The 21,982-nt window shown below is 71.9% G+C and carries 26 protein-coding genes; 15 read left to right on the top strand and 11 right to left on the bottom strand.

Translation table 11 applies throughout. From position 1 onward, the window contains the following. Window positions 1–2: 2 nt before the first annotated feature. From ACWGR4_RS34950 to ACWGR4_RS34930, 5 genes are all read right to left on the bottom strand, one after another. Window positions 3–521: a SigE family RNA polymerase sigma factor gene (locus tag ACWGR4_RS34950; protein WP_380009839.1), complete on the bottom strand. Its 519-nt coding sequence runs from the start codon at window positions 519–521 to the stop codon at window positions 3–5. 103 nt (window positions 522–624) lie between these two features. Next, complete coding sequence (locus ACWGR4_RS34945; RefSeq protein WP_452128738.1) at window positions 625–2,427, bottom strand: glycosyl transferase; 1,803 nt, start codon at window positions 2,425–2,427, stop codon at window positions 625–627. Beyond that, entirely contained in the window at window positions 2,424–3,122 is a 699-nt protein-coding gene (locus ACWGR4_RS34940; protein WP_380009834.1) for a glycosyltransferase, read from the bottom strand. Before ACWGR4_RS34940 ends, ACWGR4_RS34945 begins: the two co-directional genes overlap by 4 nt. A 176-nt stretch (window positions 3,123–3,298) precedes the next feature. Beyond that, on the bottom strand, window positions 3,299–3,526 hold the full coding sequence (locus ACWGR4_RS34935; RefSeq protein WP_452128739.1) for a hypothetical protein: 228 nt from the start codon (window positions 3,524–3,526) through the stop codon (window positions 3,299–3,301). Window positions 3,527–3,617: 91 nt separating this feature from the next. Continuing rightward, window positions 3,618–3,800 carry a hypothetical protein gene (locus ACWGR4_RS34930; RefSeq protein ID WP_452128740.1) on the bottom strand — a complete coding sequence of 61 codons (183 nt, stop codon included), beginning with the start codon at window positions 3,798–3,800 and terminating at the stop codon, window positions 3,618–3,620. 310 nt (window positions 3,801–4,110) lie between these two features. Between ACWGR4_RS34930 and ACWGR4_RS34925 the strand changes: the two genes are divergently transcribed. Next, window positions 4,111–4,764: an RNA polymerase sigma factor gene (locus ACWGR4_RS34925; RefSeq protein ID WP_452128741.1), complete on the top strand. Its 654-nt coding sequence runs from the start codon at window positions 4,111–4,113 to the stop codon at window positions 4,762–4,764. Next, entirely contained in the window at window positions 4,761–5,642 is an 882-nt protein-coding gene (locus ACWGR4_RS34920; RefSeq protein ID WP_452128742.1) for a hypothetical protein, read from the top strand. The genes ACWGR4_RS34925 and ACWGR4_RS34920 overlap by 4 nt, the downstream gene beginning before the upstream one ends. Before the next feature lie 242 nt (window positions 5,643–5,884). On the opposite strand, the gene ACWGR4_RS34915 is transcribed toward ACWGR4_RS34920, so the two are convergent. Then, window positions 5,885–6,067, bottom strand: coding sequence for a hypothetical protein (locus ACWGR4_RS34915; RefSeq protein ID WP_380009819.1), 183 nt, complete (start codon window positions 6,065–6,067; stop codon window positions 5,885–5,887). Window positions 6,068–6,404: 337 nt separating this feature from the next. On the opposite strand from ACWGR4_RS34915, the gene ACWGR4_RS34910 reads away from it, so the two are divergent. Then, window positions 6,405–7,652, top strand: a complete 1,248-nt coding sequence (locus ACWGR4_RS34910) for a sensor histidine kinase (RefSeq protein WP_452128743.1) — start codon at window positions 6,405–6,407, stop codon at window positions 7,650–7,652. A gap of 125 nt (window positions 7,653–7,777) precedes the next feature. Then, on the top strand, window positions 7,778–8,533 hold the full coding sequence (locus ACWGR4_RS34905; RefSeq protein ID WP_452128744.1) for a response regulator: 756 nt from the start codon (window positions 7,778–7,780) through the stop codon (window positions 8,531–8,533). Here ACWGR4_RS34905 and ACWGR4_RS34900 read toward each other — a convergent pair. Further along, window positions 8,445–9,713 (bottom strand): histidine kinase, encoded by a 1,269-nt coding sequence (locus ACWGR4_RS34900; RefSeq protein WP_452128745.1) that lies wholly within the window; start codon window positions 9,711–9,713, stop codon window positions 8,445–8,447. The two genes, ACWGR4_RS34905 and ACWGR4_RS34900, sit on opposite strands and share 89 nt — an antisense overlap. A 130-nt stretch (window positions 9,714–9,843) precedes the next feature. Here ACWGR4_RS34900 and ACWGR4_RS34895 point away from each other — a divergent pair, with 130 nt between their 5' ends. The 3 genes from ACWGR4_RS34895 (at window position 9,844) to ACWGR4_RS34885 (ending at window position 12,606) form a co-directional block, all read left to right on the top strand. Then, window positions 9,844–10,773: an ABC transporter ATP-binding protein gene (locus ACWGR4_RS34895; RefSeq protein ID WP_452128746.1), complete on the top strand. Its 930-nt coding sequence runs from the start codon at window positions 9,844–9,846 to the stop codon at window positions 10,771–10,773. Further along, on the top strand, window positions 10,770–11,549 hold the full coding sequence (locus ACWGR4_RS34890) for an ABC transporter permease (protein WP_452128747.1): 780 nt from the start codon (window positions 10,770–10,772) through the stop codon (window positions 11,547–11,549). The genes ACWGR4_RS34895 and ACWGR4_RS34890 overlap by 4 nt, the downstream gene beginning before the upstream one ends. 607 nt (window positions 11,550–12,156) lie before the next feature. After that, window positions 12,157–12,606 carry a phospholipase gene (locus ACWGR4_RS34885; RefSeq protein WP_380009801.1) on the top strand — a complete coding sequence of 150 codons (450 nt, stop codon included), beginning with the start codon at window positions 12,157–12,159 and terminating at the stop codon, window positions 12,604–12,606. A 61-nt stretch (window positions 12,607–12,667) separates the two neighbouring features. Here the strand turns inward: ACWGR4_RS34885 and tsaA are convergent, their stop codons facing one another. The 3 genes from tsaA to ACWGR4_RS34870 form a co-directional block, all read right to left on the bottom strand. Next, complete coding sequence (tsaA, locus tag ACWGR4_RS34880; RefSeq protein ID WP_452128748.1) at window positions 12,668–13,114, bottom strand: tRNA (N6-threonylcarbamoyladenosine(37)-N6)-methyltransferase TrmO; 447 nt, start codon at window positions 13,112–13,114, stop codon at window positions 12,668–12,670. Window positions 13,115–13,238: 124 nt separating this feature from the next. After that, window positions 13,239–13,592 carry a hypothetical protein gene (locus ACWGR4_RS34875; protein ID WP_380009795.1) on the bottom strand — a complete coding sequence of 118 codons (354 nt, stop codon included), beginning with the start codon at window positions 13,590–13,592 and terminating at the stop codon, window positions 13,239–13,241. 134 nt (window positions 13,593–13,726) lie between these two features. Then, complete coding sequence (locus tag ACWGR4_RS34870; RefSeq protein ID WP_380027019.1) at window positions 13,727–14,389, bottom strand: TetR/AcrR family transcriptional regulator; 663 nt, start codon at window positions 14,387–14,389, stop codon at window positions 13,727–13,729. A gap of 199 nt (window positions 14,390–14,588) precedes the next feature. On the opposite strand from ACWGR4_RS34870, the gene ACWGR4_RS34865 reads away from it, so the two are divergent. The 5 genes from ACWGR4_RS34865 (at window position 14,589) to ACWGR4_RS34845 (ending at window position 19,311) form a co-directional block, all read left to right on the top strand. Next, window positions 14,589–16,058, top strand: a complete 1,470-nt coding sequence (locus ACWGR4_RS34865; RefSeq protein ID WP_452128749.1) for an MFS transporter — start codon at window positions 14,589–14,591, stop codon at window positions 16,056–16,058. Between the two features lie 79 nt (window positions 16,059–16,137). After that, window positions 16,138–17,319 (top strand): GDSL-type esterase/lipase family protein, encoded by a 1,182-nt coding sequence (locus ACWGR4_RS34860; protein WP_452128750.1) that lies wholly within the window; start codon window positions 16,138–16,140, stop codon window positions 17,317–17,319. A 136-nt stretch (window positions 17,320–17,455) separates the two neighbouring features. Beyond that, window positions 17,456–18,154 (top strand): alpha/beta fold hydrolase, encoded by a 699-nt coding sequence (locus ACWGR4_RS34855; RefSeq protein WP_452128751.1) that lies wholly within the window; start codon window positions 17,456–17,458, stop codon window positions 18,152–18,154. A gap of 15 nt (window positions 18,155–18,169) precedes the next feature. Next, complete coding sequence (locus tag ACWGR4_RS34850; protein ID WP_452128752.1) at window positions 18,170–18,805, top strand: C39 family peptidase; 636 nt, start codon at window positions 18,170–18,172, stop codon at window positions 18,803–18,805. 71 nt (window positions 18,806–18,876) lie between these two features. Continuing rightward, window positions 18,877–19,311, top strand: a complete 435-nt coding sequence (locus ACWGR4_RS34845) for a hypothetical protein (RefSeq protein WP_452128753.1) — start codon at window positions 18,877–18,879, stop codon at window positions 19,309–19,311. A 104-nt stretch (window positions 19,312–19,415) separates the two neighbouring features. Here ACWGR4_RS34845 and ACWGR4_RS34840 read toward each other — a convergent pair whose 3' ends face one another. Beyond that, window positions 19,416–20,132 (bottom strand): hypothetical protein, encoded by a 717-nt coding sequence (locus tag ACWGR4_RS34840; RefSeq protein ID WP_452128754.1) that lies wholly within the window; start codon window positions 20,130–20,132, stop codon window positions 19,416–19,418. Between the two features lie 158 nt (window positions 20,133–20,290). Here ACWGR4_RS34840 and ACWGR4_RS34835 point away from each other — a divergent pair, with 158 nt between their 5' ends. From ACWGR4_RS34835 to ACWGR4_RS34825, 3 genes are all read left to right on the top strand, one after another. After that, window positions 20,291–20,701, top strand: a complete 411-nt coding sequence (locus ACWGR4_RS34835; protein WP_452128755.1) for a peptidase inhibitor family I36 protein — start codon at window positions 20,291–20,293, stop codon at window positions 20,699–20,701. 163 nt (window positions 20,702–20,864) lie between these two features. Next, complete coding sequence (locus ACWGR4_RS34830) at window positions 20,865–21,554, top strand: DJ-1/PfpI family protein (RefSeq protein WP_452128756.1); 690 nt, start codon at window positions 20,865–20,867, stop codon at window positions 21,552–21,554. A gap of 83 nt (window positions 21,555–21,637) precedes the next feature. Then, the gene (locus tag ACWGR4_RS34825; RefSeq protein WP_439679317.1) at window positions 21,638–21,955 is read left to right on the top strand and encodes a hypothetical protein; all 318 of its coding nucleotides are present in this window, start codon (window positions 21,638–21,640) and stop codon (window positions 21,953–21,955) included. The last annotated feature ends 27 nt before the right edge of the window (window positions 21,956–21,982 follow it).

Raw genomic sequence — 21,982 nt, 5'->3', positions numbered from 1 at the left:
GCCTACGCCCCTTCCCATCGGGCCACGACGGGCCCGTCCAGCAGTGTGCGCAGGCGTGCGAGGCCCAACGCGGTCTGGCTCTTCACCGTGCCCTGCGAGCAGTTCAGGATCTCGGCCACCTCGGCGACCGGCAGATCGCACAGGAACCGCAACACCAGCACGACCCGCTGCCTGGGCGGCACCCGGGACAGCGCGATCCGCACCGCGTCGCGCGTCTCCACGTCGGGTCCGGGCGGCGCGGCGGGCAGCGGGATGTCGTGCGGCGCGCCGACCAGCCGTACCCGAGCCCAGGCCAGCCGGCGCTCGTTGAGGAACGCGCGCACCAGCATGCGGTGCACGTAGCGGTCCAGGTCGTCCGCGGCACTGGCGCGCCGCCAGTGCACGTACAGGCGCGTGATGGTGTTCTGCACGATGTCGTCCGCCCGGTCCGGGTCCCCGCACAGCAGGCGGGCGACCCGGCGCAGCGCGGGCAACCGGGCGGACACGTACTCCGTGTACGCGTGCTCGTCGCTCGCCCGCACCCGATTGCCCTCCCTCGCCCAACCGCCGATGCCGGCGCCTCCCGGGGACCGTATCGACTCCGGGTCGGCCGCGAGTCCCCCGGTCCGATGCGCCGCCACCCGCTCAGCCGGCACCGGCCGCACCCCCGTCCCGGGCGTCCACAGCCCGGCCGTTCCCACCGCGGACGTCCCACACCCACACGCCGCCGGTCTGCCGGCTCGGCCCGAGCAGCAGTTCGAGCGTCGACCACAGCGCGTTCTCCTGGTAGTGCGGCCCGAGCACCACCACGTCCGCGTGCCAGAAGGCGAGGTCGGCGCGGGCCTGGGCGCGGTCCTGCTCGGTCACCTCCGGAACCTTGCCGCTGTCGCGCACCTCGCGCAGCAGGTTCGAGGTCGGCCGGGTGACCGCGCCGTAGCCGCCGAGCCGGTCCGGTCCGAACGGGCCGACGAAGTAGCCCTCGGCGAGCGGGAAGCCGAGGTCGGCGTCGACCTGCCAGCTCAGCGCCCGGGCGTCGGACGGGTCGGGCAGCGGCACCGTCACGATGGCCCGACCCGACCCCACGTACCGGCGCCAGGTGCCGTCGGTGAAGAACGCGGGCGTCGCCTCGCGGGGCTGGGTGGTCAGCGGTTGCGGCAGCAGCGGCACCAGCGCCTGGAGCGCGGCCACGCACCACAGCAGCCGGATCCGGCGATCGCGGGTACGGGTGGCGGCCTGCGCGCCGAGGGCGAGCAGCATGCCGAACGCGGGCACGCAGACCATGGTGAATCGGCTCTCCAACACCGATTCGTACAACGGGAGTTGCCCGAGCCACCGCCACGGCCCGTCGATGCCGGTGGGTTCGCCGTTCAGGATGATCTCCGGGCCCAGGGAGAACAGCGCGGCGCCGACGAGCACGACCGCGAGCGCCTTGGCAAGCGCGGTGCGCCACAGCGCGACGACGAGGGCGAGGGCGAGCAGGAGCAGCGGCCAGCCGAAGAACGCGTTCTCCTCGGTCCGGTTCATCGACAGGCGCGAGGAGACGTCGATGTCGCCGGCGAGGGAGCGGTCGGCGTACGCGCTCAGCGCGGCGAGGTCGTTGCCCGCCGGGCCGTGCAGCAGGTTGGTGTAGCTCTGCGGGCCGTTGAACTGCCACCACAGGGGATAGGCGACCAGCACCAGGCACAGCGCCGCGCCGATCGGGACCCCCCGGGCCAGCGGACGCAGCGCCGCGCGCGCCGCGGCGGGCGCGGCGCAGGCGTAGCCGACGGCGAACAGCGCGATCCCGGTGGAGGCGAGCAGCAGCGCCTCCTCGCCGAGAAAGATCTGATAGGCCGTCAGCAGGCCGAGCAGGACACCGTCGCGGATCGGCCGCAGGCCGCCGGCCACCCGCAGCAACCGGTCGATGATCAGCGGGATCACGAACAACACGGCCAGGTTGGGATGTGCGTTGGCGTGCGAGATCATCGGCGGGGCGAACGCGCAGAACGCGCCGCCCAGGGCCGCGGCCGGGCGCGAGACGTCCAGGTGACGCGAGATCAGGTAGTACCAGGCGGCGGCGGTCGCGGCGAGCCCGAAGGTCAGCACGATCGCCCAGGTCGCCGACGGCCCGAACAGCCAGGTGATCGGCGCGAGCGGGATGGACAGCCCCGGCATCGAGGTGTTCGCCATCAGGTTGACGCCGTCGGGATGGTTTTGCAGCGTCGTGGTCAGCGGGTTCTCCCCGTGCGCGACGGCGCGCGCGGTGACCGCGAAGAACCACTCCCACTGGCGCTGGTCCTGACCGCTGTCCACCAGGTAGCGCCCGCCGGGCCCGCCCCACCACAGGCCGCGGTACAGCAGCAGCGAGGCGGCCAGGTAGACGCCGCACACCAGGGCGTCCAGGGTGCGTGCGGAGCGGGGCAGCGCGATCGCGCGGATCGGCGCGACGGACTCGCGCACCGCGGTCACGCGGCCCGTCCCGGGGGGAGCGGCATCCGCAGCGATTCCGCGCCGGGGGTGCGGCCGGCGGCCGGCGCCGGGCCGTGCCGCAGCCGTACCCGAGCCAGATCGGTGAGCACTTCCAGGCAGTGTCCGGGGCGCAGTTTGGAGCCGTCCTGGTGGGTCCAGGCCACCGGGACCTCGACGAAGCTCCAGCCGAACGCGAGGAAGAGCCGGAGCACTTCGATGTCGAAGGCCCACCCGTCCACGCTCGCGCGCGCGAACGCGGCCCGGGCCCGATCACCCCGGAACAGCTTGAACCCGCACTGGGTGTCCACCGTCCCGGGCAGCGCGACGGCCCGGATCAGCCGGCTCCCGACATCCGACAACACCCGGCGCACCGGCGGCCGGGCCACCGCGAACGCCGGCCCGCGGGAGCCGATCGCCGCGTCGAACCCGGCGTCGAGCGCGGCCTGGAGTCGGGCCAACTCGTCGATCGGGGTGGCCAGATCCGCGTCGCACAGCAGCACCCGGTCGCCGCGCGTGGCCGCGACCCCGACCCGTACGGCATGCCCTTTGCCCCGATTGACCGGATGTCGCACCAGCCGCACCCGCGGCTCGTCGCGGGCCACCGCGGCGGCGACGGCGTACGTGTCGTCGGTGGATCCGTCGTCGGAGACGACCAGTTCCCAATCGCCTCCGACCTCCCGGAGATGATCGACCACCGCCGCCAGAGTCCCCGGCAACCGCCGTGACTCGTTGAACACGGGTATCACGACCGAGAGCCCGATCCCACAACCAGTTCGCTTCACACCACGATGACCACTCGACTCCGGCATTGCGTTGTGTGACGTGGACCACATCTTCCAGCGCATGTCGACCCGACGCCCGCGCCGCGACGTCAGCCGGTGGTCGAGCGCCGTCGATACCGCACACAGCCGCACGACTTGCCGTTGGGCACGAGTTCACCGACGTCGAACTCGTCCCCGCCGCATGTGTTTCCGTGGTCCGCGGGCAGATGTCCGCAGTTCGCGCAGGTGTCCGGATCGGGCTTGACCAGCGTGATGAAGACGCCGAACAGCACGAGCGGCGTGACGCCGATGACCAGGACGATCCAACCGTTGTGCATCGTGGCCCCTTCCGACGGTGGGCGTCGCACGTGCGGTGGAGCCGGTGCGGCCTCGGTACACGTTCACCGGGCCGCACCGGCCCGAGGTCCGCTACCAGGTACCGGTCGCGCCGCCACCGCCGCTGGATCCGCCGCCGAAGCCGCCGAACCCGCCGTCGGCATCGGCCGCGGCCGGGCCGGCGGCGAGGGCCAACATCGCGGTGATCCCGGCCACCGTCAGGGCCGTGAGCTTGCACGCCCGGCCGAGACGCTTGCGAAGGGTCTTTGCAGTCACGAGAGAACTCCGCTCACTAGGGTCGGATCACGGTCCGAGGCCGGATCCGAGGGAGGGTTCCTTTCCGTCGTGCAGCCGTGCAGCCGTGCAGCCGTGCAGCCGTGCGGTCGTGCTCGTGCAGTCGTGCAGTCGTGCAGTCGTGCAGTCGTGCAGGAAGAGCATCGCAGCGCGCGCGGGTGAAAAGCAGCAGGGAATCCCCGCCTATACGCACCCGTGACCCACGCCCCGGGCATCCGGAAGCGAGTGACGCGCGTCACCCTCCGGGAGCGCGCGGGCGGCTGCCGGACAGTCGAAGGGTGTGGAAACAAGCATGAGATCCCGGATCAGAGCAGGAGATCCCTACGCCTTCGAGGAGTTGTTCGCCGAGCACTCGAAGTCCGTCTACAACCACGGCTTTCGCATGACCGGCGACTGGGCCGCGGCCGAGGACGTGATGGCGCTGACCTTCCTGGAGGCCTGGCGGCTGCGCGCCGACGTGGCCGCCGAAGGCGGCTCGTTGCGGCCGTGGTTGCTCGGCGTGGCGACGAATGTGGTCCGTAACCAACGACGAACGGCGCGGCGACATCAGGCGGTCCTGGACCGTGTGCCGCGCGAGCAGGCAGTGCCCGACTTCGCCGACACACTGGTCGGCCGGATCGACGACACCAGAACGATCGCCCGGGTCCGGACGATGCTCGGCACGCTGCGCCGGCAGGAGCGCGAAGTCGTCGCGCTGTGCGTGTTCTCCGGACTCGACTCCGCCGCGGCGGCCGAGGCCCTGGGGATCCCGGTCGGCACCGTGCGCTCCCGGCTGTCCCGGGCGCGAGCCAAGCTCAAGCGGCTCGCGGACCGGGAGGAGAGCGCGCCGGTGGGCGCGGATCGGGCCTTGCCGACGCCAGCGCCTGCGCCTGCCCAGGGTGTCGACGCCGCCCGCCGGCCGGGGCGCCTGCCCGTCGGCCGACCCATTCGGAAGGAAGCCCGATGAAGCGCCTGACCGCCCACGCCGACTCGCACTTCGACGAGTCGGTGACCCACGACCTGGCCGCGCTGTTGCCGACGCCGGCCGAGCGCGACCTCCCCGCCGCCCGGGTCGAGGGGATGACGGCCACCCTGTTCCAGGCATTTCACGACGCGGCGGCGGAGGAGGAGGGCGCCCGCACCCCCGCTTCCCGCCGTCGGCGGATGGTCTGGCGGATCGGGGTACCGCTCGCGGTCCTCGCGGCGGCCGGCGGCACGATGGCGGCGATGCTCATCGACGACGCGCCGGCGCGGTTGTCCTATCCCCAGCAGACGAGCTGTTCGTACACGTACACCGTCGAACCCGCATTCCTCTACGGCGTGCATGTCGACGCCGCGCAGACCCCGGAGGAGGCGTGCGCCGCGGTCTGGGACGCGATGACCGACACCGCCCGGACCTATCTGCCGGCCGACAGCCCCGAGCGCACCGCTCCGAGGCCCGCCGTGCCGCCGTTGGTGGCCTGTACGCGCAAGGGCGAGCAGAACGGCCTGTGGACGATGCCGAAACCGGCCGGCGTCGGCGTGCGGGATGCCTGCGCCGCGCTGGGCATGACCCGCCCCGACGACGGCGCCCGCTACGGCGGCGCGACCATCGACCAGGTCCGCCGGCTGAACCGGCTGTTGCAGGGTCCGGCGGCCGGCGGCCGGTGTCCGAATCTCGCGGACGTACGGGCACGGGTGGAACGTGCCCTGGCCGAAGTCGGCATCACCACGTGGCCGATCCGGACGGAGATCGAGCCGGGCGCCGACCCGGACGGGGTCTTCCCCATCGTCGACCCGGAGCGCGCCGCCGTCGTGCTGCGCAACAGCCCACCCGGTACCTGCAAGGAGCCGGCCGGCCGCTGATCACCTCGTCGCGGCCACCGCGAAATCGGCCTGGGAAACCGCCCTCGGCGCCGACGGCCGATACGGCTGTCCCTTCGGGCTCCGAGGGCGGTACCCGAAGCGGGTGTCGGTGGCCGGAGGTCCCGACGGCGGCTTCGCCCACGGCGGTTGGTCGCACCCGTTCTTCGACCCGTTCGCCGACCGGTTGAACGCGATGCCGAAGTGGCCGCCGTGGGCCGGCCCGGAGATCGGCGCCCTCGGGGCTAGCGCGTCGTGTAGTAGACGTATCCGCCGAGCCCGCCGATGAGGATCAGGTTGTACATGAAGATCTTGATCCGCGCGGCGGCCGAGATCGGCCCGCGCGGGGGGGTGTAGGCGGGGCCTCCGCCGCCTCCGCCACCGTGTCCCCCGGTGCCGTTGCAGTTCGGGCACGGCTGCATCTGCATGTTGCGACCGCTGCCGCCACACCCCCCACAACCCATCCCGTCCTGCACCAGCGTGTTTTGGCCGGATCCGCCACACCCGGAGCACATGGTCTCCATCGGCATCCAGCCGTTGCCGCCACAACTCCCGCAGTACCCCACCCTGCCTCCTCGCGAAGATCCCCCGCGCCGAGCTTGCATGAGCAGTGCTCGGGGGTCAACGCAATCCGGATGAACTTCCGCACCGGGCCCGGGGCCGGCCGGAGGAGAAACGACCCCTACATGTGCGACCTCCGGACTAGGGGAGCGCTCGCCGCGCCGGATGACGCCGGTGCGGGCGCGGCGACCGTAACGTCCGGGTGTGCAAAAAATCTACACCTGGCTGCGCGTGCGTCCGCTCGTGGTGGATGTGCTGTACATGCTGCCCCTGCCGCTGCTGAGTGCCAGTCAGCAGAACGCCGACGACGCGCCGACCGGCCACGCCTGGACCTGGACGTGGGTCGTCGTGGCGGTGTTCTGCCTGGGTGCGGTGCTGCGCCGGGTTCACCCCCGGGCCGCCTTCCTGGTGGTCGCGCTGGGCGGTGTGGGGCAACTGTTCTTCACCGGGGCGATCTCCGCGGCGAGCTTCGCAGTACCGATGGTGTTGTACACGACGGCGAAGTGGGGCAGTCGGCGGCGGGCGCGGATCGCGCTCGTCGCCGTGTTCGTCGGGCCGGGACTCTACTTCGCACGATGGGGCACCAACCTCGAACTCAGCCTGCGGGACGGCCTGTTCGGCTACTGCTTCCTGGTGACCAGCCTCGGTATCGCGTGGGTCCTGGGCGACTCGATGCGCACCCGGCGGGCCTACTACGCCGAACTCGAGGAACGCGCGGCGCGCCTGGAGTTCGAACGGGACCAGCAGGCACAGATCGCGGCGGCGGCCGAACGCTCCCGAATCGCCCGCGAGTTGCACGACGTGGTGGCACACAACGTGTCGGTGATCGTGGTCCAGGCCGACGGTGCCGGACGGGCCATCGGCACCGCCCCGGACAAGGCCCGCGAGGCACTGGACACCATCGCCAAGACCGGCCGCGAGGCACTGGTGGAGATGCGCCGGCTGCTCGGCGTACTGCGCGCGGAGAACGAGACCGAGGGCATGACCCCACAACCGAACCTGGGCCACCTGGACGAACTTGTCGCCCAGGTCGGCCGCGCGGGGATGTCGGTGGGCCTGACCGTCGAGGGGGTACCGATCGACCCCTCCCGGACCGTCGCCCTGACCGCCTACCGCATCATCCAGGAGGCGCTGACCAACACCCGCAAACACGCCGGTCCACAGGCCACCGCGAAGGTGCTGGTCAGATACCTGGAGCAGGCACTGGAGTTGCGCATCGGCGACGACGGGCGCGGCGCGCAGGCACCGGGCGACGGAATGGGCCACGGGCTGATCGGCATGCGCGAACGGGTCGCGATGCTCGACGGACGGTTGGACATCGGTCCGGATCCGGACGGTGGGTGGATGGTGTACGCCCTGCTGCCCTATGGCACGGGCGGGGACGGGGAGCAGGCCGTGGCGGCGCCGTCGACGCCCGCGCGGCGGGCCGGGGCTCGGACGGGGTCGCACTGAGGGGGTCGCACTGAGGGGGCAGGCCGTGGGGGGTGTCGGGCTCGTTCGGTTCGGCGCGGTGCCCGGGATTGGCTGGGGTATCGTCGCGACAGGGTGTCGGGGCGACGGGTTGGGGTGGACTGCGGGTGCCGGTCCGGGTGTTGGTGGCCGAGGATCAGGCCCTGTTGCGCGGCAGCTTTCGGATGCTGGTGGACTCCGCGCCGGGACTGCTCGCCGTCGGTGAGGCGGCCACCGGGGTCGAGGCCGTCGAACTGGCCCGCCGGGAAAGCCCGGACGTGGTGTTGATGGACGTCCGGATGCCCGAGATGGACGGCGTCGAGGCGACTCGGTCGATCTGCGGGCCGACGGGCGTGCCGGGCACTCGGGTGCTCATTCTGACCATGTTCGACCTGGACGCGTATGTGTATCCGGCGTTGCGAGCGGGCGCCAGTGGGTTTCTGCTCAAGGACACCCGGCCGGCGGAACTGCTCGCCGCCATCGAGGTGATCGCGGCGGGGGAGGCGTTGTTGGCCCCGACCGTGACGCGGCGTCTGATCGCCGGGTACGGTCCGGCCCCGGGGACCGGGGCACCTTCGCCGTCGTCGTCGCCGTCCTCGGGCGAGGTGGCGGGGTTGACGGACCGGGAGCGGGAAGTGCTGCTCCTGGTGGCCGGAGGGTTGTCCAACGCCGAGATCGGCGAGCGGTTGCGGGTGGGGCTGCCCACGGTGAAGTCGCACGTGAGCCGACTCCTGGACAAGCTCGGTGCGCGCGATCGGGTGCAACTGGTGATCACGTGCTACGAGATCGGGTTGGTCACGCCCGCGCGCTCGGGGACGGGGGCGGGGCCGAACATGGGTCCGGTGCCGGGTGCGGGCCTCGATCGAGGAGCAACTCGACGGTGAGGCGGAAGCCGCCTTCCGGACGCGGGCCGGCCGTGACCGTGCCGCCGTGGATCGCGGCCCGTTCGCGAATGCCGACCAGGCCGTAGCCACCGGGCTCGCGTCGGTGATTCGAGGTCGCCGGACCGTCGTCGACCACCTCGATCCGAACGCGTCGGTCGTCCGCCTCGATCGACACGGCACACCGGGCCCCCGGAGCGTGCCCGGCCACGTTCGTCAGCCCCTCCTGGACGACGCGGTACACCGAACGGCCCACGCTCTCCGGCAACTCGTCCGCCCCGAAGACGTGCAGGCTCGCCCGGATGCCCGACTCCCGCGCGCGCTCGACCAGGGCCGGTACCTGCGCGACGCCCCGGCCCGGGTGCAGTTCCGCCTCCTCCTGCGCCCGCAACACCCCGAGCATGCGCCGCAGATCGGTGAGCGCGTCGCGGCTGGTGGCCTCGATCACCCGCAACGCCTCGATCGCCTCGTCCGGGCGATCCCGCGCCACGTGGCCCGAGATCGCCGCCTTGACCGCGATCACGCCCATCGTGTGGCCGACCACGTCATGCAACTCACGGGCGATCCGCAGTCGTTCGTCGGCCGCCGCCGCGTCGGCGAGTCGGCGCGCCTGATCCGCCGCGAACGCCCGACGTGCCCGTACCGTCCGGCCGATCGTCCAGGCGCCGCCCAGCGCACCGCCGGCGGCCAGTACCGGCGCCGGATCGACGTGCGACGCGTAGGCGGGGCCGGCCACGGGCAGGCCGAACACGCAGATCGTGCTCAGCACGGCGATCGCCGCGGTGGGCAAGCGGCGGCGACGCCAGGCGAGGGCGACCGGATACAGCGTGAAGCCGGCCGCGAGGAACAACGTGGGCCCGGCGTCGGCGACTTCGGCGGCGATCGAGGCGGCGAGCACGACGGCGAAGGCGAGGACCGGCCGACGCCGCCGCACGGCCGGCGGCACCGCGATACCGAGCACGATCGACATCGAGGCCCACCAGGGCAGTTGGCCGCGGTGGACGCCGACCGCCTCGACCGCCGCGACCAGCCCGAACACCACACCGGCGGCAGCGTCGAGCCCAAGGAGCCATCCGGGGGTCGACCGCCGGGTGATCGCGAGGCGCAACCTGGACTCGCGCGGCGGGGCCTCCCGTGCCCCGTCCTCGGCCGCCGCAGCCGCGGGCGTCGCGGATTCCCGCATTCCACGACCGTCCCGTCCCGACTCGTTCACCCCCCGACTCTAGGCAGCGCCGCGTCGGCCCGCCTCATCCGGTGGTATGTCGGCCGGGCGCCCGATGTGCCCCCGAACCGGGCCGGCGAGGGTGGTGCGCATGATCGAAGTGCGAGACCTGACCAAACGTTACGGCCGCGTCGTCGCCGTCGACGGACTGTCGTTTCGGGTGCGTCCCGGTGTGGTGACCGGATTCCTCGGCCCGAACGGGGCCGGCAAATCCGCGACGTTGCGGATGGTGCTGGGCCTGGATCGTCCCACCGCCGGAACGGCCCGCGTCGACGGCCGGGCCTACGTCGAACTGCCCAGGCCGCTGCGGGAGGTGGGCGCGCTGCTCGACGCGAACACCGCGCACCCCGGGCGTACCGCGATCGCCCATCTGCGCTGGCTGGCCCGGAGCAACGCGATACCCCGCCGGCGGGTCGACGCCGTCCTCGACCAGGTCGGCCTGGCCGGCGTCGGGCGGGCCCGGGTGCGGACCTTCTCGCTGGGCATGCGACAGCGGCTCGGGCTCGCCGCGGCGCTGCTCGGCGACCCCGGCGTACTGATCCTGGACGAACCGGTCAACGGCCTCGACCCGGAGGGCATTCGGTGGTTCCGCCTGTGGGTTCGGGCGCCGGCGGGCGAGGGCCGCACGGTGTTCGTGGCCGGCCATGTGATGAGCGAGATGGAACCGACCGCCGACCGGGTGATCGTGATCGGCGGTGGTCGACTGATCGCGGACACCTCGGTAAGGGAGTTGACCGAACGCTTCGCACGCGGCGTCCTGGTCCGCACCCCGCGACCGGCCGAACTGACCGCCGCACTGGCCGCGCTGGGCGCCACGGCCGCCGCCGAGACGGACGGCCGCCTCGTCGTACACGGGATCGAAGCGCCCGGCGTCGGCGACCTGGCCGCCGCACGTGGCATCCCGATCTGGGAAATCCGCCCGCGTGCGGCATCGTTGGAGGAGGCGTACACGGAACTCACCACCGCCGACGTCGAATACCGACCGTCGGGGGATGCGCGAGCGACGGGGACGGCGCGATGATCGACGTTCTGGCCGCGGAATGGCTCAAGTTGCGCACCGCACGCTCCACCCTCATCACGCTCGCCGTGATTGTCCTCGCCATGTCGGGCATCTGTGCCCTGGCCTGGTACGGCGCGCATACCTGGGACGGGCTCACGGAGAGCGATCGGGCGCACTTCTCGATGGCGCCGCTGGAGTCGCTGCTCCTGCTGGTCGTCGAGATCAGCGTGGCGGTGTCGGCCGCATCGACGATCACCGGCGAGTACGCCGGCGGAATGATCCGGGACACGCTGATCGCGGTGCCGCGGCGCGGTCGGGTGCCGGCCGCAAAGGCCCTGGTGGTGGGCGGAGTTGCCCTGGTCGTGGGACCGACCTGCGTGTTCGCCGGCTCCTACGCGAGCCGGGCGGTCGTGGCGGATCGCCCCATCCGCGCTTTCGCCGACGCCGGTACGCACACCACCGCCCTGCTGCTCGCGCAGAGCCTGGCGGTGGTCGTGGCCGCGCTGGTCGGGTTCGCCCTGGGCGCGGCACTGCGCTCGACGACGGGCACGGTCACCTGCCTGGCCGGCCTGCTGTACGTGATTCCGATGGTCCTGCAGAGCCTGCCCGCGCCGTGGGACCGACGGGTCAACTCGCTGACCCTGGACAGCCTTCCGGGCCAACTGGCGGGTACCGGAAACCCGAACTCGGTCTACGGCTCGGTGCTGCCCCCGGCCGGCGCGGCCGTGGCGAGTTGCCTGTACGTGGCCGTCCCGCTGACCGTGGCGGCGATCCGCATGCGACGCGGGGACGCGTGACCCGGGCCCGGTCGTGCCGGACGCCTCGCGGTGTGCGAGCGGTCCTTCGGCCGGTCGTTCGGCCTTACGCGGTCCATATGTGCAGGAGACGAGCAAAGGGCTCTCGATGCAAACCGTTCGCGTTCGCCGAACCGGTGGGCCGTGTGCACGCGTTGTCCCGGCGCGGTGCGCCCGCGCGGCCGCCGGTGCTGCGTGCCGCCGATGTGACGCCCGATCCCTCCTGGTCGAGACCGCGCCGTCGGCCGTCTCGTCGGCGGGACAGAGGCGGACGCGCGTAGCGTAGCCGTGGACCCGGCCCGCATCGCGCCCACGACGGTGAGGCGATCCGGCGCTGCGCGTGGCGGCGGCACCTCGGGGGTGGCCAACGTGTGGTGTGCGCAAGGGCGTCGGGCGAATCGGGTGTGCCGGGAGGATGAATTGTCATCCGAAGTCCGCCGAAGTCTGGACGGCAACCGCGTTCCTCCGGTGGGATGGCGTCCGTTCCCGCGTCCACGGATCGCGTCTCGCGTCGCGACCGGTCTAGGGGAGTTCGGAGTTCGGCCGTACCACCTGCGTCCCCTGCCCACGGCGCTCCACACCCGGAGCGTCGGCATCCTGGAGGTATTCGATGCGTCGACTGTCCATGGCACTTGCCGCCACCGCGATGACGATCGGCGTCGGAGTCGGCGTGGCCACGCCGGTCCAGGCCGCTCCGGCGGACAAGCCGCAGGTGCTGTCCAGTTGGACCCAGACCAGCGCCGCCAGCTACAACGCCTGGTGGTCCGCCCGGCAGAACCAGGGCAACTGGGCCGCCTACAACTTCGACTGGTCCACCGACTACTGCAGCAGCTCGCCCGACAACCCGCTCGGCTTCCCGTTCCAGAACTCCTGTGCCCGGCACGACTTCGGCTACCGCAACTACAAGGCGGCGGGCACCTTCGCCGCGAACAAGCCCCGCCTGGACAGCGCGCTGTACGAGGACCTCAAGCGGGTCTGCGCCCCGTACGGCGCGGTGGCTCGGGCGACCTGCAACAGCACGGCCTGGACCTACTACCAGGCGGTCAAGCTCCTCGGCTGAGGCCGAGGTCGAGCCGAGCCCCCGGGCCGGTGACGGCAATGTCGTCGGCCCGGGGGCTCGGTCAGCGCTCGCCGATGTCCCCCAATACCGGCTTGACGTCCACGATCGGGGTGCCGTCGAGTGCTTCGAGGTCGCGGACGCCCATCCGCAGGCCGTCGATCGTGGTGATGTGTACGCGGTGCAGACCGATCGGGTTGGGCCGATCCGGCGAGCGGGTGTCGAACACGCCCCGCACCCGCGTGCGGGCGTCGCCGCGCGGGTGCACGGACAGCACGTCCCGGTCCGCCCGGTCGAGCCAGGTCAGCACCAGGACGTCCGTGCCGACCGCCAGGTCCCGGAGCCCGTCGGCCACGTCCGGCTCGAACACGAGCCAGGCCGCCGGCGAACCCTCGTCCCCCTGCTTGGGCGCGGACGCCCGATCCAGCAGCGGGGACTCGACCCGGCCGATCGGCCGCAGCACATACTCGTCCCGACCGATCCCCGGCCCCTGACGCGCGTCGTCGCTCATCGTTGCGCACCCTTCGTCGTCGATCCCACCCGGCGTTGCCCCCTTGACCGTTGCGGGACGGCGGATGTGACGAAGACCGTCGCCGGGACGCCGGGACGCCGGGACGCCGGGGCGCGGGGTCGGGTCAGTCGGTGACGTCGAACAGCACCGAGCGCACCTTCAGGTCATCACGGGCGGGATTGCCGTGCGGCTTCAGGCGCCACTCGGCGCCCGCGCAGTGGGCCCCCTGGTAGACGGTGACCCAGGAGTCGGTGTCGTTGTGGGGGCCGTAGCCGGGCGGGACGTCGTCCGAACCGACGCCGTACAGGTCGATGCACACGCCGCTGCGCGGGTCGTGCAGGGTGACCTGATGTTCCTGGCCGGACTCGTCGACGTACTTGTAGTGGAACCCGCCCTCGGCGGCAACGGAGGTTCCGGGCAGTGACAGGACCAGTGCCAGGGCGGCCACGGCGGCGCCGGCGGCATTGCGGAGCTTCAAGGCGAATCCCTTCCAAAAGGTTGCTTGGTCGACCTTAGAGGGAGTTCGCAGAAAATAAGCGGACATTTCGAAGGAATGTGTCGTGGTGTCCGGCGGTCCGTGCCGTGCGCGCCTTCGCGGCGCGTGGGGGTGTGCTAACCGGCGTCCGGGCGGGTCTGTGGGCGGTATCGGGCCAGGAACATGTCCACGCCGCCGGTGATCAGACGGGCTGTCAGGTCCGCGTCCGGCGCGGCGCCCGTGGAGCCGTACGCGATGTGCGGCATCAGCACCAGGCCGGACAGCTGGATCGCGGCCAAGGGCACGTCGTCGATGGCCAGTTCACCGCGTTCGACCAGCCGGGTCAGCGCCGTGCGAACCACCACGTGGAAGCGGTCCGGGCCCAACTCCTGCCAGGTCCGGCCCAGTTCCGGCAGGCGGGGCATCGAGCCCAGCACCACGTTGTGCAGCGCGAGCACCTCCGGGGTGGCGTGGCCGGCCACCCACGCCTCACAGATGGCGATCAGGTCGGCCCGTACGTCGGTGGAGGAGCCCAGGCGCTCCTCGATCAGACGCATGGAGTCGACCAGCGCCCGATCGAGCATGTCGCCGACGATCGCGATGAACAGGGCCTCCTTGCTGCCGAAGTGGTTGTAGACGGTCACCTTCGCGACGCCGGCCTCGGCGGCGATGGTGTCCATGCCCACGCCGTAGCCGTCGCGCAGGAAGGCGTCGGTCGCCGCCTTCAGGATCGCCGCGCGCTTGCGTGCCGCGCGGTCACCCGAGGGGATGCGCTTGGGGGTCTGCTCGGCTGCCCACACGGTCGGCTCCTCTGCTTGTCGTCGCGTTCATGTGTTGCCGCGTGCACTCGGCACGGTGCGTGAACGCCCGGATCGTTACTCAGTCTAATCAATTCTGAACCGTACAGGTCGGTTCAACTGAACTGCACTGTTGAGTTCATGTGAACTGCACTGTATGGTTTGGTTCATCGAACGGCGGACACCTGAAAGGGGTCGGCAGATGAACCACGACACGGCCACGAGGCCGAAGGCGGCATCGGCGACAAACGTCGCGCCCGCCGGAACCCCCGGCACACCGGCGACCACCGCGGCCACCCGAACCGGCGCCGCCTTCGCGCTGCTGGCCGCCGTACAGGCCGTCCTCAACACCTCGGTCACCATCACCTCGGCCGCCGGCCCCGACATCGCCGCCGACCTCGGCCTCGGCGCCTCCGGCCTGGTCTGGACCGGCGCCGCCTACACCCTCGCCTTCAGCGGCCTGCTCCTGCTCGGCGGCCGGATGGCCGACCGATACGGCCGCCGCAACGCCTTCCGGGCCGGCATCGCCCTGTTCGCCGCCGCCTCGCTGGCCGGCGCGCTCGTTCCCGGCGGGGGCTGGCTGATCACCATCCGGCTGCTCCAAGGCACCGGCGCCGCGGTGGCCGCGCCCGCCGCGATGGCCCTGGTCGGCGACGTGTTCCCGGTCGAGGCCGCCCGACGGCGCGCGATGGCCGCGTGGGGCGGACTCTCCGGCGTCGGCGCCGCGTTGGGCATGCAACTCGCCGGTGCCACCGCCACCTGGGCCTCGTGGCGCTGGTCCTTCGTCGCCCTGGCCCTGGTCGGCCTGGTGGTCGCGGCCCTGGCCGGGCGATACCTGCCGGCGGGCCCGACGCCGACGCACGGCCGGGTGGACGTACTCGGCGCGGCCCTCGTCACCGGCGGCGTCGCGCTGCTCAGCCTGGGCCTGGTGGCCGTCGGGACCCACGGTTGGCTCACCGCCGCCGTACTCCTGCCGATCGGCGCCGGCCTCGTGCTCCTCCTCGGCTTCGGCGTGGCCGAGAACCGGGTCGCCGCGCCGCTGATGCCGCTGCGCTTCCTCGCCTCGGGGCGTCGGGTCGGCGCGCTGGCCACCGGCATGCTCGCGCCGATCGCCGGATCGTCGGCGGCGTTCCTGATGTCGCTGTACTTCCAGCGGGTGCTCGGCTGGTCCGCGTTGCGCTCGGCGCTGGGCTTCGTTCCGTACACCCTCGCGCTGATCGTGGTCAGCGCCACCAGCGTATTGATCGTGGCCCGACTCGGCGCCCGGCGGACCGCGTCCCTCGGCCTGATCACGATGGCGATCGCGTTCGTGCTGTTCGGCCGGATCGACGCGGAATCCGCCTACGTCGGCGCGCCGTTGCTCGGGATGCTCGTCCTTCCCGTCGGGATCGCACTGACCGCGGCCTCGGCGGTGGTCGGCGCGACGCGGGGCGTGTCGGCCGGGGACGCCGCACTGGCCGGCGGCGCCTTCAACACCTCGATGCTGATGGGCCCGACCATCGGCATGGCCCTGTTCGCCTCGCTCGCCGACGCACACACCGGCACCGGCCCGTCCCCGGAGCAGGCCGCCACCGACGGCTACGTCTTCGCCTTCCACGCCGCGGCGGCGCTGTTCGCGGTCGCCGCGGTGGCCGTGACGGTCCTGCGGGGGAGCCGGCCGGCGCGGGCCTGATCGGGCCCGCCCACCGCACGACCACCCATCAACTCACCGACCGACCAACCACCCTCATCCATCGAGGAGTTCACCGATCATGATCAGCATCGACACGACCGCCACCACCCCCACCACCGTTGCCGCCCCCGCCACCACCTGGGTGGCAGGCTTCCGCTCCGCCGTGCTCGGCGCGTACGAGGACATTCAGATTCAGCCGTCGCGCGCCTTCCGCGACCAGACACTCCGGCAGATCCTGCACATGGACGGCGGCGGCACCACGTTGCGGGTGTTGCTGAGCAACGAATACGGCCGGGAGCCCCTGGTGATCGGGGCGGCGCGGGTCGGCGCGGCCGGCGCGGGTGGCGTCGTGGATCCGGCCCGGGAGGCCGTACTGCGGTTCGCCGGGGCGGCCGAGGTGACCATCCCGGTCGGCGCCCGGATCCAAAGCGACCCGGTCGAGTTCGCCACCGAGGCCGGCACCGACCTGGCGCTGACCCTGTACTTCCCGGAGGACACCGGCCTGGCGACCTATGCACACACCCCTTCCCAGAACGCCTACGTGGTCGCCGGCAACGCCGTGGGCCGGGCCGCGTTCGACGACGCGGAGGAGGTCGACGGGCGGTACTACGTGGCCGGGGTGGACGTCCTGGCCCCCGAGGGCACCGCGATCGCCGTGGCGTTCGGGGACTCCTGGTTCGGCGGCGGTGGCACCACCGTCGGGGCCAACCTGCGCTTCCCGAACCAGCTGAACCGGCGACTGGCCCGGGGCTGGGTGGTCAACCAGGGGCTCGGCGGCAACCGGCTGCTCACCGACGAGGTCGGGCTGCACGGGCTCGCGCGGTTCGAGCGGGACGTGCTGTCCGTGCCGGGCGCCACCCACGTGCTCTTCCACTTCGGCCTCAACGACCTGGGCCTGCCGGGCATGTCCGGGAAGCCGCCGGCCGGTGCGGCGGACCTGATCGACGGCTTCATCGCGCTGGCGGCACAGGCCCGCGCGGCCGGACTGACCTCGATCGCCGCCACGATGGGCCCGTACGGCGGCACCATCTACCCCGGCGTGGACAGCGTCCAGGGCCGGGCGGAACGCCGTCGGGTGAACGACTGGATCCGCGCCTCGGACGTCTTCGACGCGGTCGTCGACGTGGCCGCCGCGGTGCAGGACCCCGACGCCCCGGACTTCATCCGGGCCGACCTCGACAGCGGCGACCACCTGCACCTCAACGACGCGGGCGTGCGTGCGATGGCCGACGCCTACGACCTGGCATACGTACGGCTGTGACGGTCGCGCGCCCGAGCGCATCCGCCGTCGAAGCACAGTCCGTCGAACCCCCGTCACCCGCCGCCCGGTCCCAGGACCGCGGCCGGCGGGTGACGTCGTTCCGGGCGGTGTCGCAGTGATCGGATAGCGTGCCGCGATGACGGATTTCGTGCTGGTCGCAGGTGCGTGGTTGGGGTCCCCCGCGTGGGACGAGGTGGTGCCGGAGTTGCGGGCCGCAGGGCACGGGGCGTGTCCGCTGTCGCTCTCCGGCCTCGCCGAGAAGCGGGGCGTGCCGGCGGGGCAGCGTACGCACGTCCGGGACATCGTGGACGAGGTCGAGGATCGGGACCTGCGCGATGTGGTCCTGGTCGGACACAGCTACTCGGGCATCCCGGTGGGTCAGGCCGCCGAGCGGATCGGCGACCGGCTGCGGAGGATGGTCCTGGTCGACTCGAACGTGGCCGTGCACGGCGAGTCGTTCGCGTCCGGATTCTGGTCCGGCGAGGCGGCGATCACCGCCGCGATCGTGGCCAACGGCGGCTTCTGGGCCCCGCCGCCGGCGGCGGACTTCGCGGGGCAGGGCCTCACCGACGAGCAGATCGCCCGGCTCCTGGCCGACGCGACACTGCATCCCGGCGACTCCCTGACCGAACGCGCCGAGTTGGCCGGGTCGTTGGGTGACCTCCCGACGACCTACCTGAAGTGTCTCCTCGACGGCCCGGAACCGAGCGACGCGGTGGCGAAGTTGCTGACGAGCGAACGGTGGCGGCTGGTCGAGATGAACACGGGCCACTGGCCGATGTACTCCCAGCCGCACGAACTGGCCCGGATCCTCCTGGAGGAGGCCGGCCGGTAGCCGGAAGGAGTCCACGTGTCCGATCGACACACGCGTCATTCGAACACGCGTCATCCGATACCGGCGATCACCCAGTACGCGAGCCCGGACCTGATCGGCGCGATCGTCTACGCCGGCCATCCGCCGGGCGACGACGATGCCTGGGCGGTGAGCGGGGCGCCGGATCGGGCCGCCTACGGCTACTGGGCCGGGCGGTGGTGCGGGATGGCCTGTCTGCGGATGGCGCTGTTCGCGCGGGACGGCCATGCGCCTCCGTTGTACGAACTGACTGTCGGCTGCGCGGCGCACGGCGGGTATGTGCGTCGGGAGGACGGCGGGGTCGACGGCCTCTACTACCGGCCGTTCGTCGAGTACGCGCGGGAGGCCCACGGGTTGCGGGCGGAGGTGGTCACCGAGTTGGGGCCGGACCGACTCGCCGCCGAACTCGACCGGGGTCGCCTGGTGATGGCTTCCGTGCACCGGGAGATCCGCCGCCCCGAGCGACCGGCACCGGGGCGCGGCGGACACCTTGTCCTGGTCACCGGTCGGCGGGACGACGCGGTCACCTTCCACAACCCGTCCGGACACACCCCCGAGGCGGTGTCCGCGGCGCTCGCGCCGCACCGCTTCGACGAGTTCGCCGCCCGGCGGGGCATCGTGCTGCACGTGTGAGGCGCGCGGCCGAGGGCTGTGGCCCGGTACTACGCTGGGCGCAAACGTTCGTTCGGTGAGGAGCATCGGCCGTGATCCTGAGTTCGTTGACGTTCACGCTCGTGCCGAAGCCGTGGGACAGGATGTCGTGGGTGGAGGTTCCCGACGGCCTCGAGTTCATGCGCTACGAGATCACCACGATCCCCGCGCCGAAGCGCCCGGAGGTGGAGGGCACTCCGGAGGAGGCGGCCCGGTGGGAGCGGGCCGCGCAGGACTTCGTACAGGAACTGATGGACGCCCAGTCCGAGGTGCGGTGGGAGCACGGCATCCGGACGAAGCCCCGCTTCATGGCGGACACCGCCACGGTGCGCCTGTGGCGATACTCCTGGTTCCCCAACCGCCGGGCCCGCTCCCGCCGCGCCTGGGACCGCTGCGTGGCCCGCATGCGGGCGGCCGAGGAACGCTACCGTCCGATCCGCGAGGAAATCGAGGCCCGGGTGGCGGCGACAAGGGCCCGGGAAAACTGAGCGAGCGCACCCGACACCCGACTACCGCGATCCGGCACCGGACCGAGACCCGGTGCCGGTGTTCTCGGAGTGGGTGACCGGCCACGACGGGCGCCCGTCGTGTCCTACGCGGCGTTCGGTTCGTCCACGTCCACCGTCCGGTCGGCCGGCGGCGCGGTGGGAGTGCAGGGCTTGCCGGCCCGGGCGAGGACGAGGTTCACCGGGTCGGCCCCATCCACCTGGAGCTTGACCGGATACGGCTTGCCCTCGGCGAGCACGTGCACGGTTCGGGTGGTCTCGTCCTCCTGCCGCGCGGTCAATGCGACGACCCGCTTTCCGTCGATCTCCGAGATCTCGCTGATGACGTAGGCGAGTTTCGCGTCGCCGAAGACGAAACCGATGTCCTTGAGCGGATCCTCGGGTTCGACCGTCGTCATCACGTACTTGTCGGCGACCCGGGCGGCCCCCTCGTCGATCTCGGCCTGGGTGCTGTCGGACCGGCCCCCGATCCCGCGCCAGAACGCGACGTCACCCTTCCGGTACGACTTGCCCCCGACCACGGTCAACTCGGCGCTGTGGCCCAGGGTGTTCTCGGTGCCCTGAACGTCGCGACCGGCGTGCACGCACACGTCGTAGTCGGATCGGATCGAGTCGGCCACGGCATCGCCGGTGACCTTGAAGTCCCCGGCCTGCCACAGCGCCTGCGCCTCGGTGACGAGAGCCTTGGGATCCTTGCCGACATTCGAGGACTTGCCGCCGTCTCCGTCACCACCGCACGCGGTGACCGAGACCAGCCCGAAGGCGACGGCGGACAGAGCCGCCACGACACGACCGATACGCACGGGAGTTCCTTTTTTCTGCTACGAGAAGACGATCACAACCAACACTTCAGTATTGCGGACACGCCTCCGGCGCCGATCGCCACCCCTCCCGCCCCGAGGTCCGGGTTCGGCATGCCGGTCGGCCGGAACCCGGTGGGGGAGCGGTCGTTGAGTCAGGCATGACGCACATCAAACGGATTGTTGCCGGACTGGCGGGCGTGGTGGCGGTAGTGGGCGCGATGTCGGTGTCCCCGGCCGGTGCGGCCGACGGATACGACCGGTGTCCCGCCGGGTACTACTGCATGTTCTCGGGGCTCGACGGCACCGGCGACATGATCAAGCTGACACGGAGCACGCCGGATCTCGCGGCGCTGGGGATGAACGACCGCGCCGAGTCGGACTGGAACCGGACCGCGTCGACCATCTACCTCTGGTCCGACGCGGGCTACAGCGGCTGCACCGCCGTCACCTCTTCGGGGCCGACCGGCAAGGGCAACTTCTTCCCGGACTACCGCGACTTCTTCAGCTCGGTGCAGTTCGACGGCCCGGGCGGCCCGAGCTGCGGTACGCCTCCCGGCGAGGGCAACTGACCTTCGGCCTCCGCTGTTCGTTGTACATCGGCGCAGGTCCGAGCCGCCTGGAGAGAACTGGCATTTTCCCGTTGGAAGATGTCGCCAGTGCCACTCCCCGATCGAAGTGACGACCGGTTGACTTCGGGGTGTCCGATGCGAATCGCCACCCGAAGGAACATCCGTGCACATTCAAATCGTGCTGTTCGACGGGTTCGACCCGCTCGACGTCATCGCTCCCTACGAGGTGTTGTACGCCGGCGGCCTCGCATCCGCCGGTGCGGTGACCGTCGAATTGGTCTCGGCGGAGGGCGCTCGTGAGGTGGCCGGTGGTACCGGCGGACTGGCGCTGCGGGCCGTCGGCGCCCTCGACCCGGAGCGCGCCGACATGGTCGTCCTGCCCGGCGCCTCCGGTCGGGTGGGCGAACCCGGCGAGGTCCCGGACGACGACGCCGGCACCGGCGAACGGCAACAGGACGAGCTGATCCCGGTGTTGCTCGGCCGCACGCTGAACACCGAGCTGCCCGCGCTCCTCGAACGGGCCATGAAGGACCCGGGCATCACGGTCGCCACCGTCTGTGGCGGCTCCCTCGTACTCGCCATGGCGGGACTGTTGGAGGGACGCCACGCCACCACCCACCACATGGGCCTCGACCTGCTGGACGCCACCGGCGCCCACATGGTCCGCGCCCGCGTCGTCGACGACGGCGACCTGGTCACCGCCGCCGGCGTCACCTCGGGCCTCGACCTGGGCCTGTACCTGCTGGAACGTGAGGTCGGCCCGCGCATCGCACATGCCGTCGAAGAGCTGTTCGCCCACGAGCGGCGCGGCACGGTATGGCGTGCCCAGGGCCCTACGCCCGCCCCCTTCTGAGCACCCCGACCGCAGCGGGTCGCCCCACTCCTCTCCTCTCCTTTCCCCACCTCCCTCGTGCAGCCAGGAAGAAGAACATCGACATGTCCGTAGACGGCACCTGGGATCTGTCCATATCCACTCCCATCGGCAAGATCGCCGCCGTGATCGAACTCCGAGAGCACACCGGCCGGTTGACCGGCGTCGCGCACGGGGCCGGCGAGGAAGTGCCCCTGAGCGACATCGCCCTCGACGGCGACCGGCTCACCTGGAAGCAGGCCGTCACCAAGCCCATGCGGCTGAACCTGGCGTTCGACGTGACGGTCGACGCCGCCACCCTTCGGGGCACGTCCAAAGCCGGACGCCTGCCCGCCTCGAAGGTCACCGGCACGCGCCGGCCCACCCCGGCCGACCAGGCGTGACCGGGCCGCGCTCGGCGCCGCTCCGTT

It is taken from the genome of Embleya sp. NPDC055664, assembly GCF_053618075.1.
Note: the sequence above shows the minus strand (reverse complement) of the source record. Positions and strands in the feature narration are given on the sequence as shown.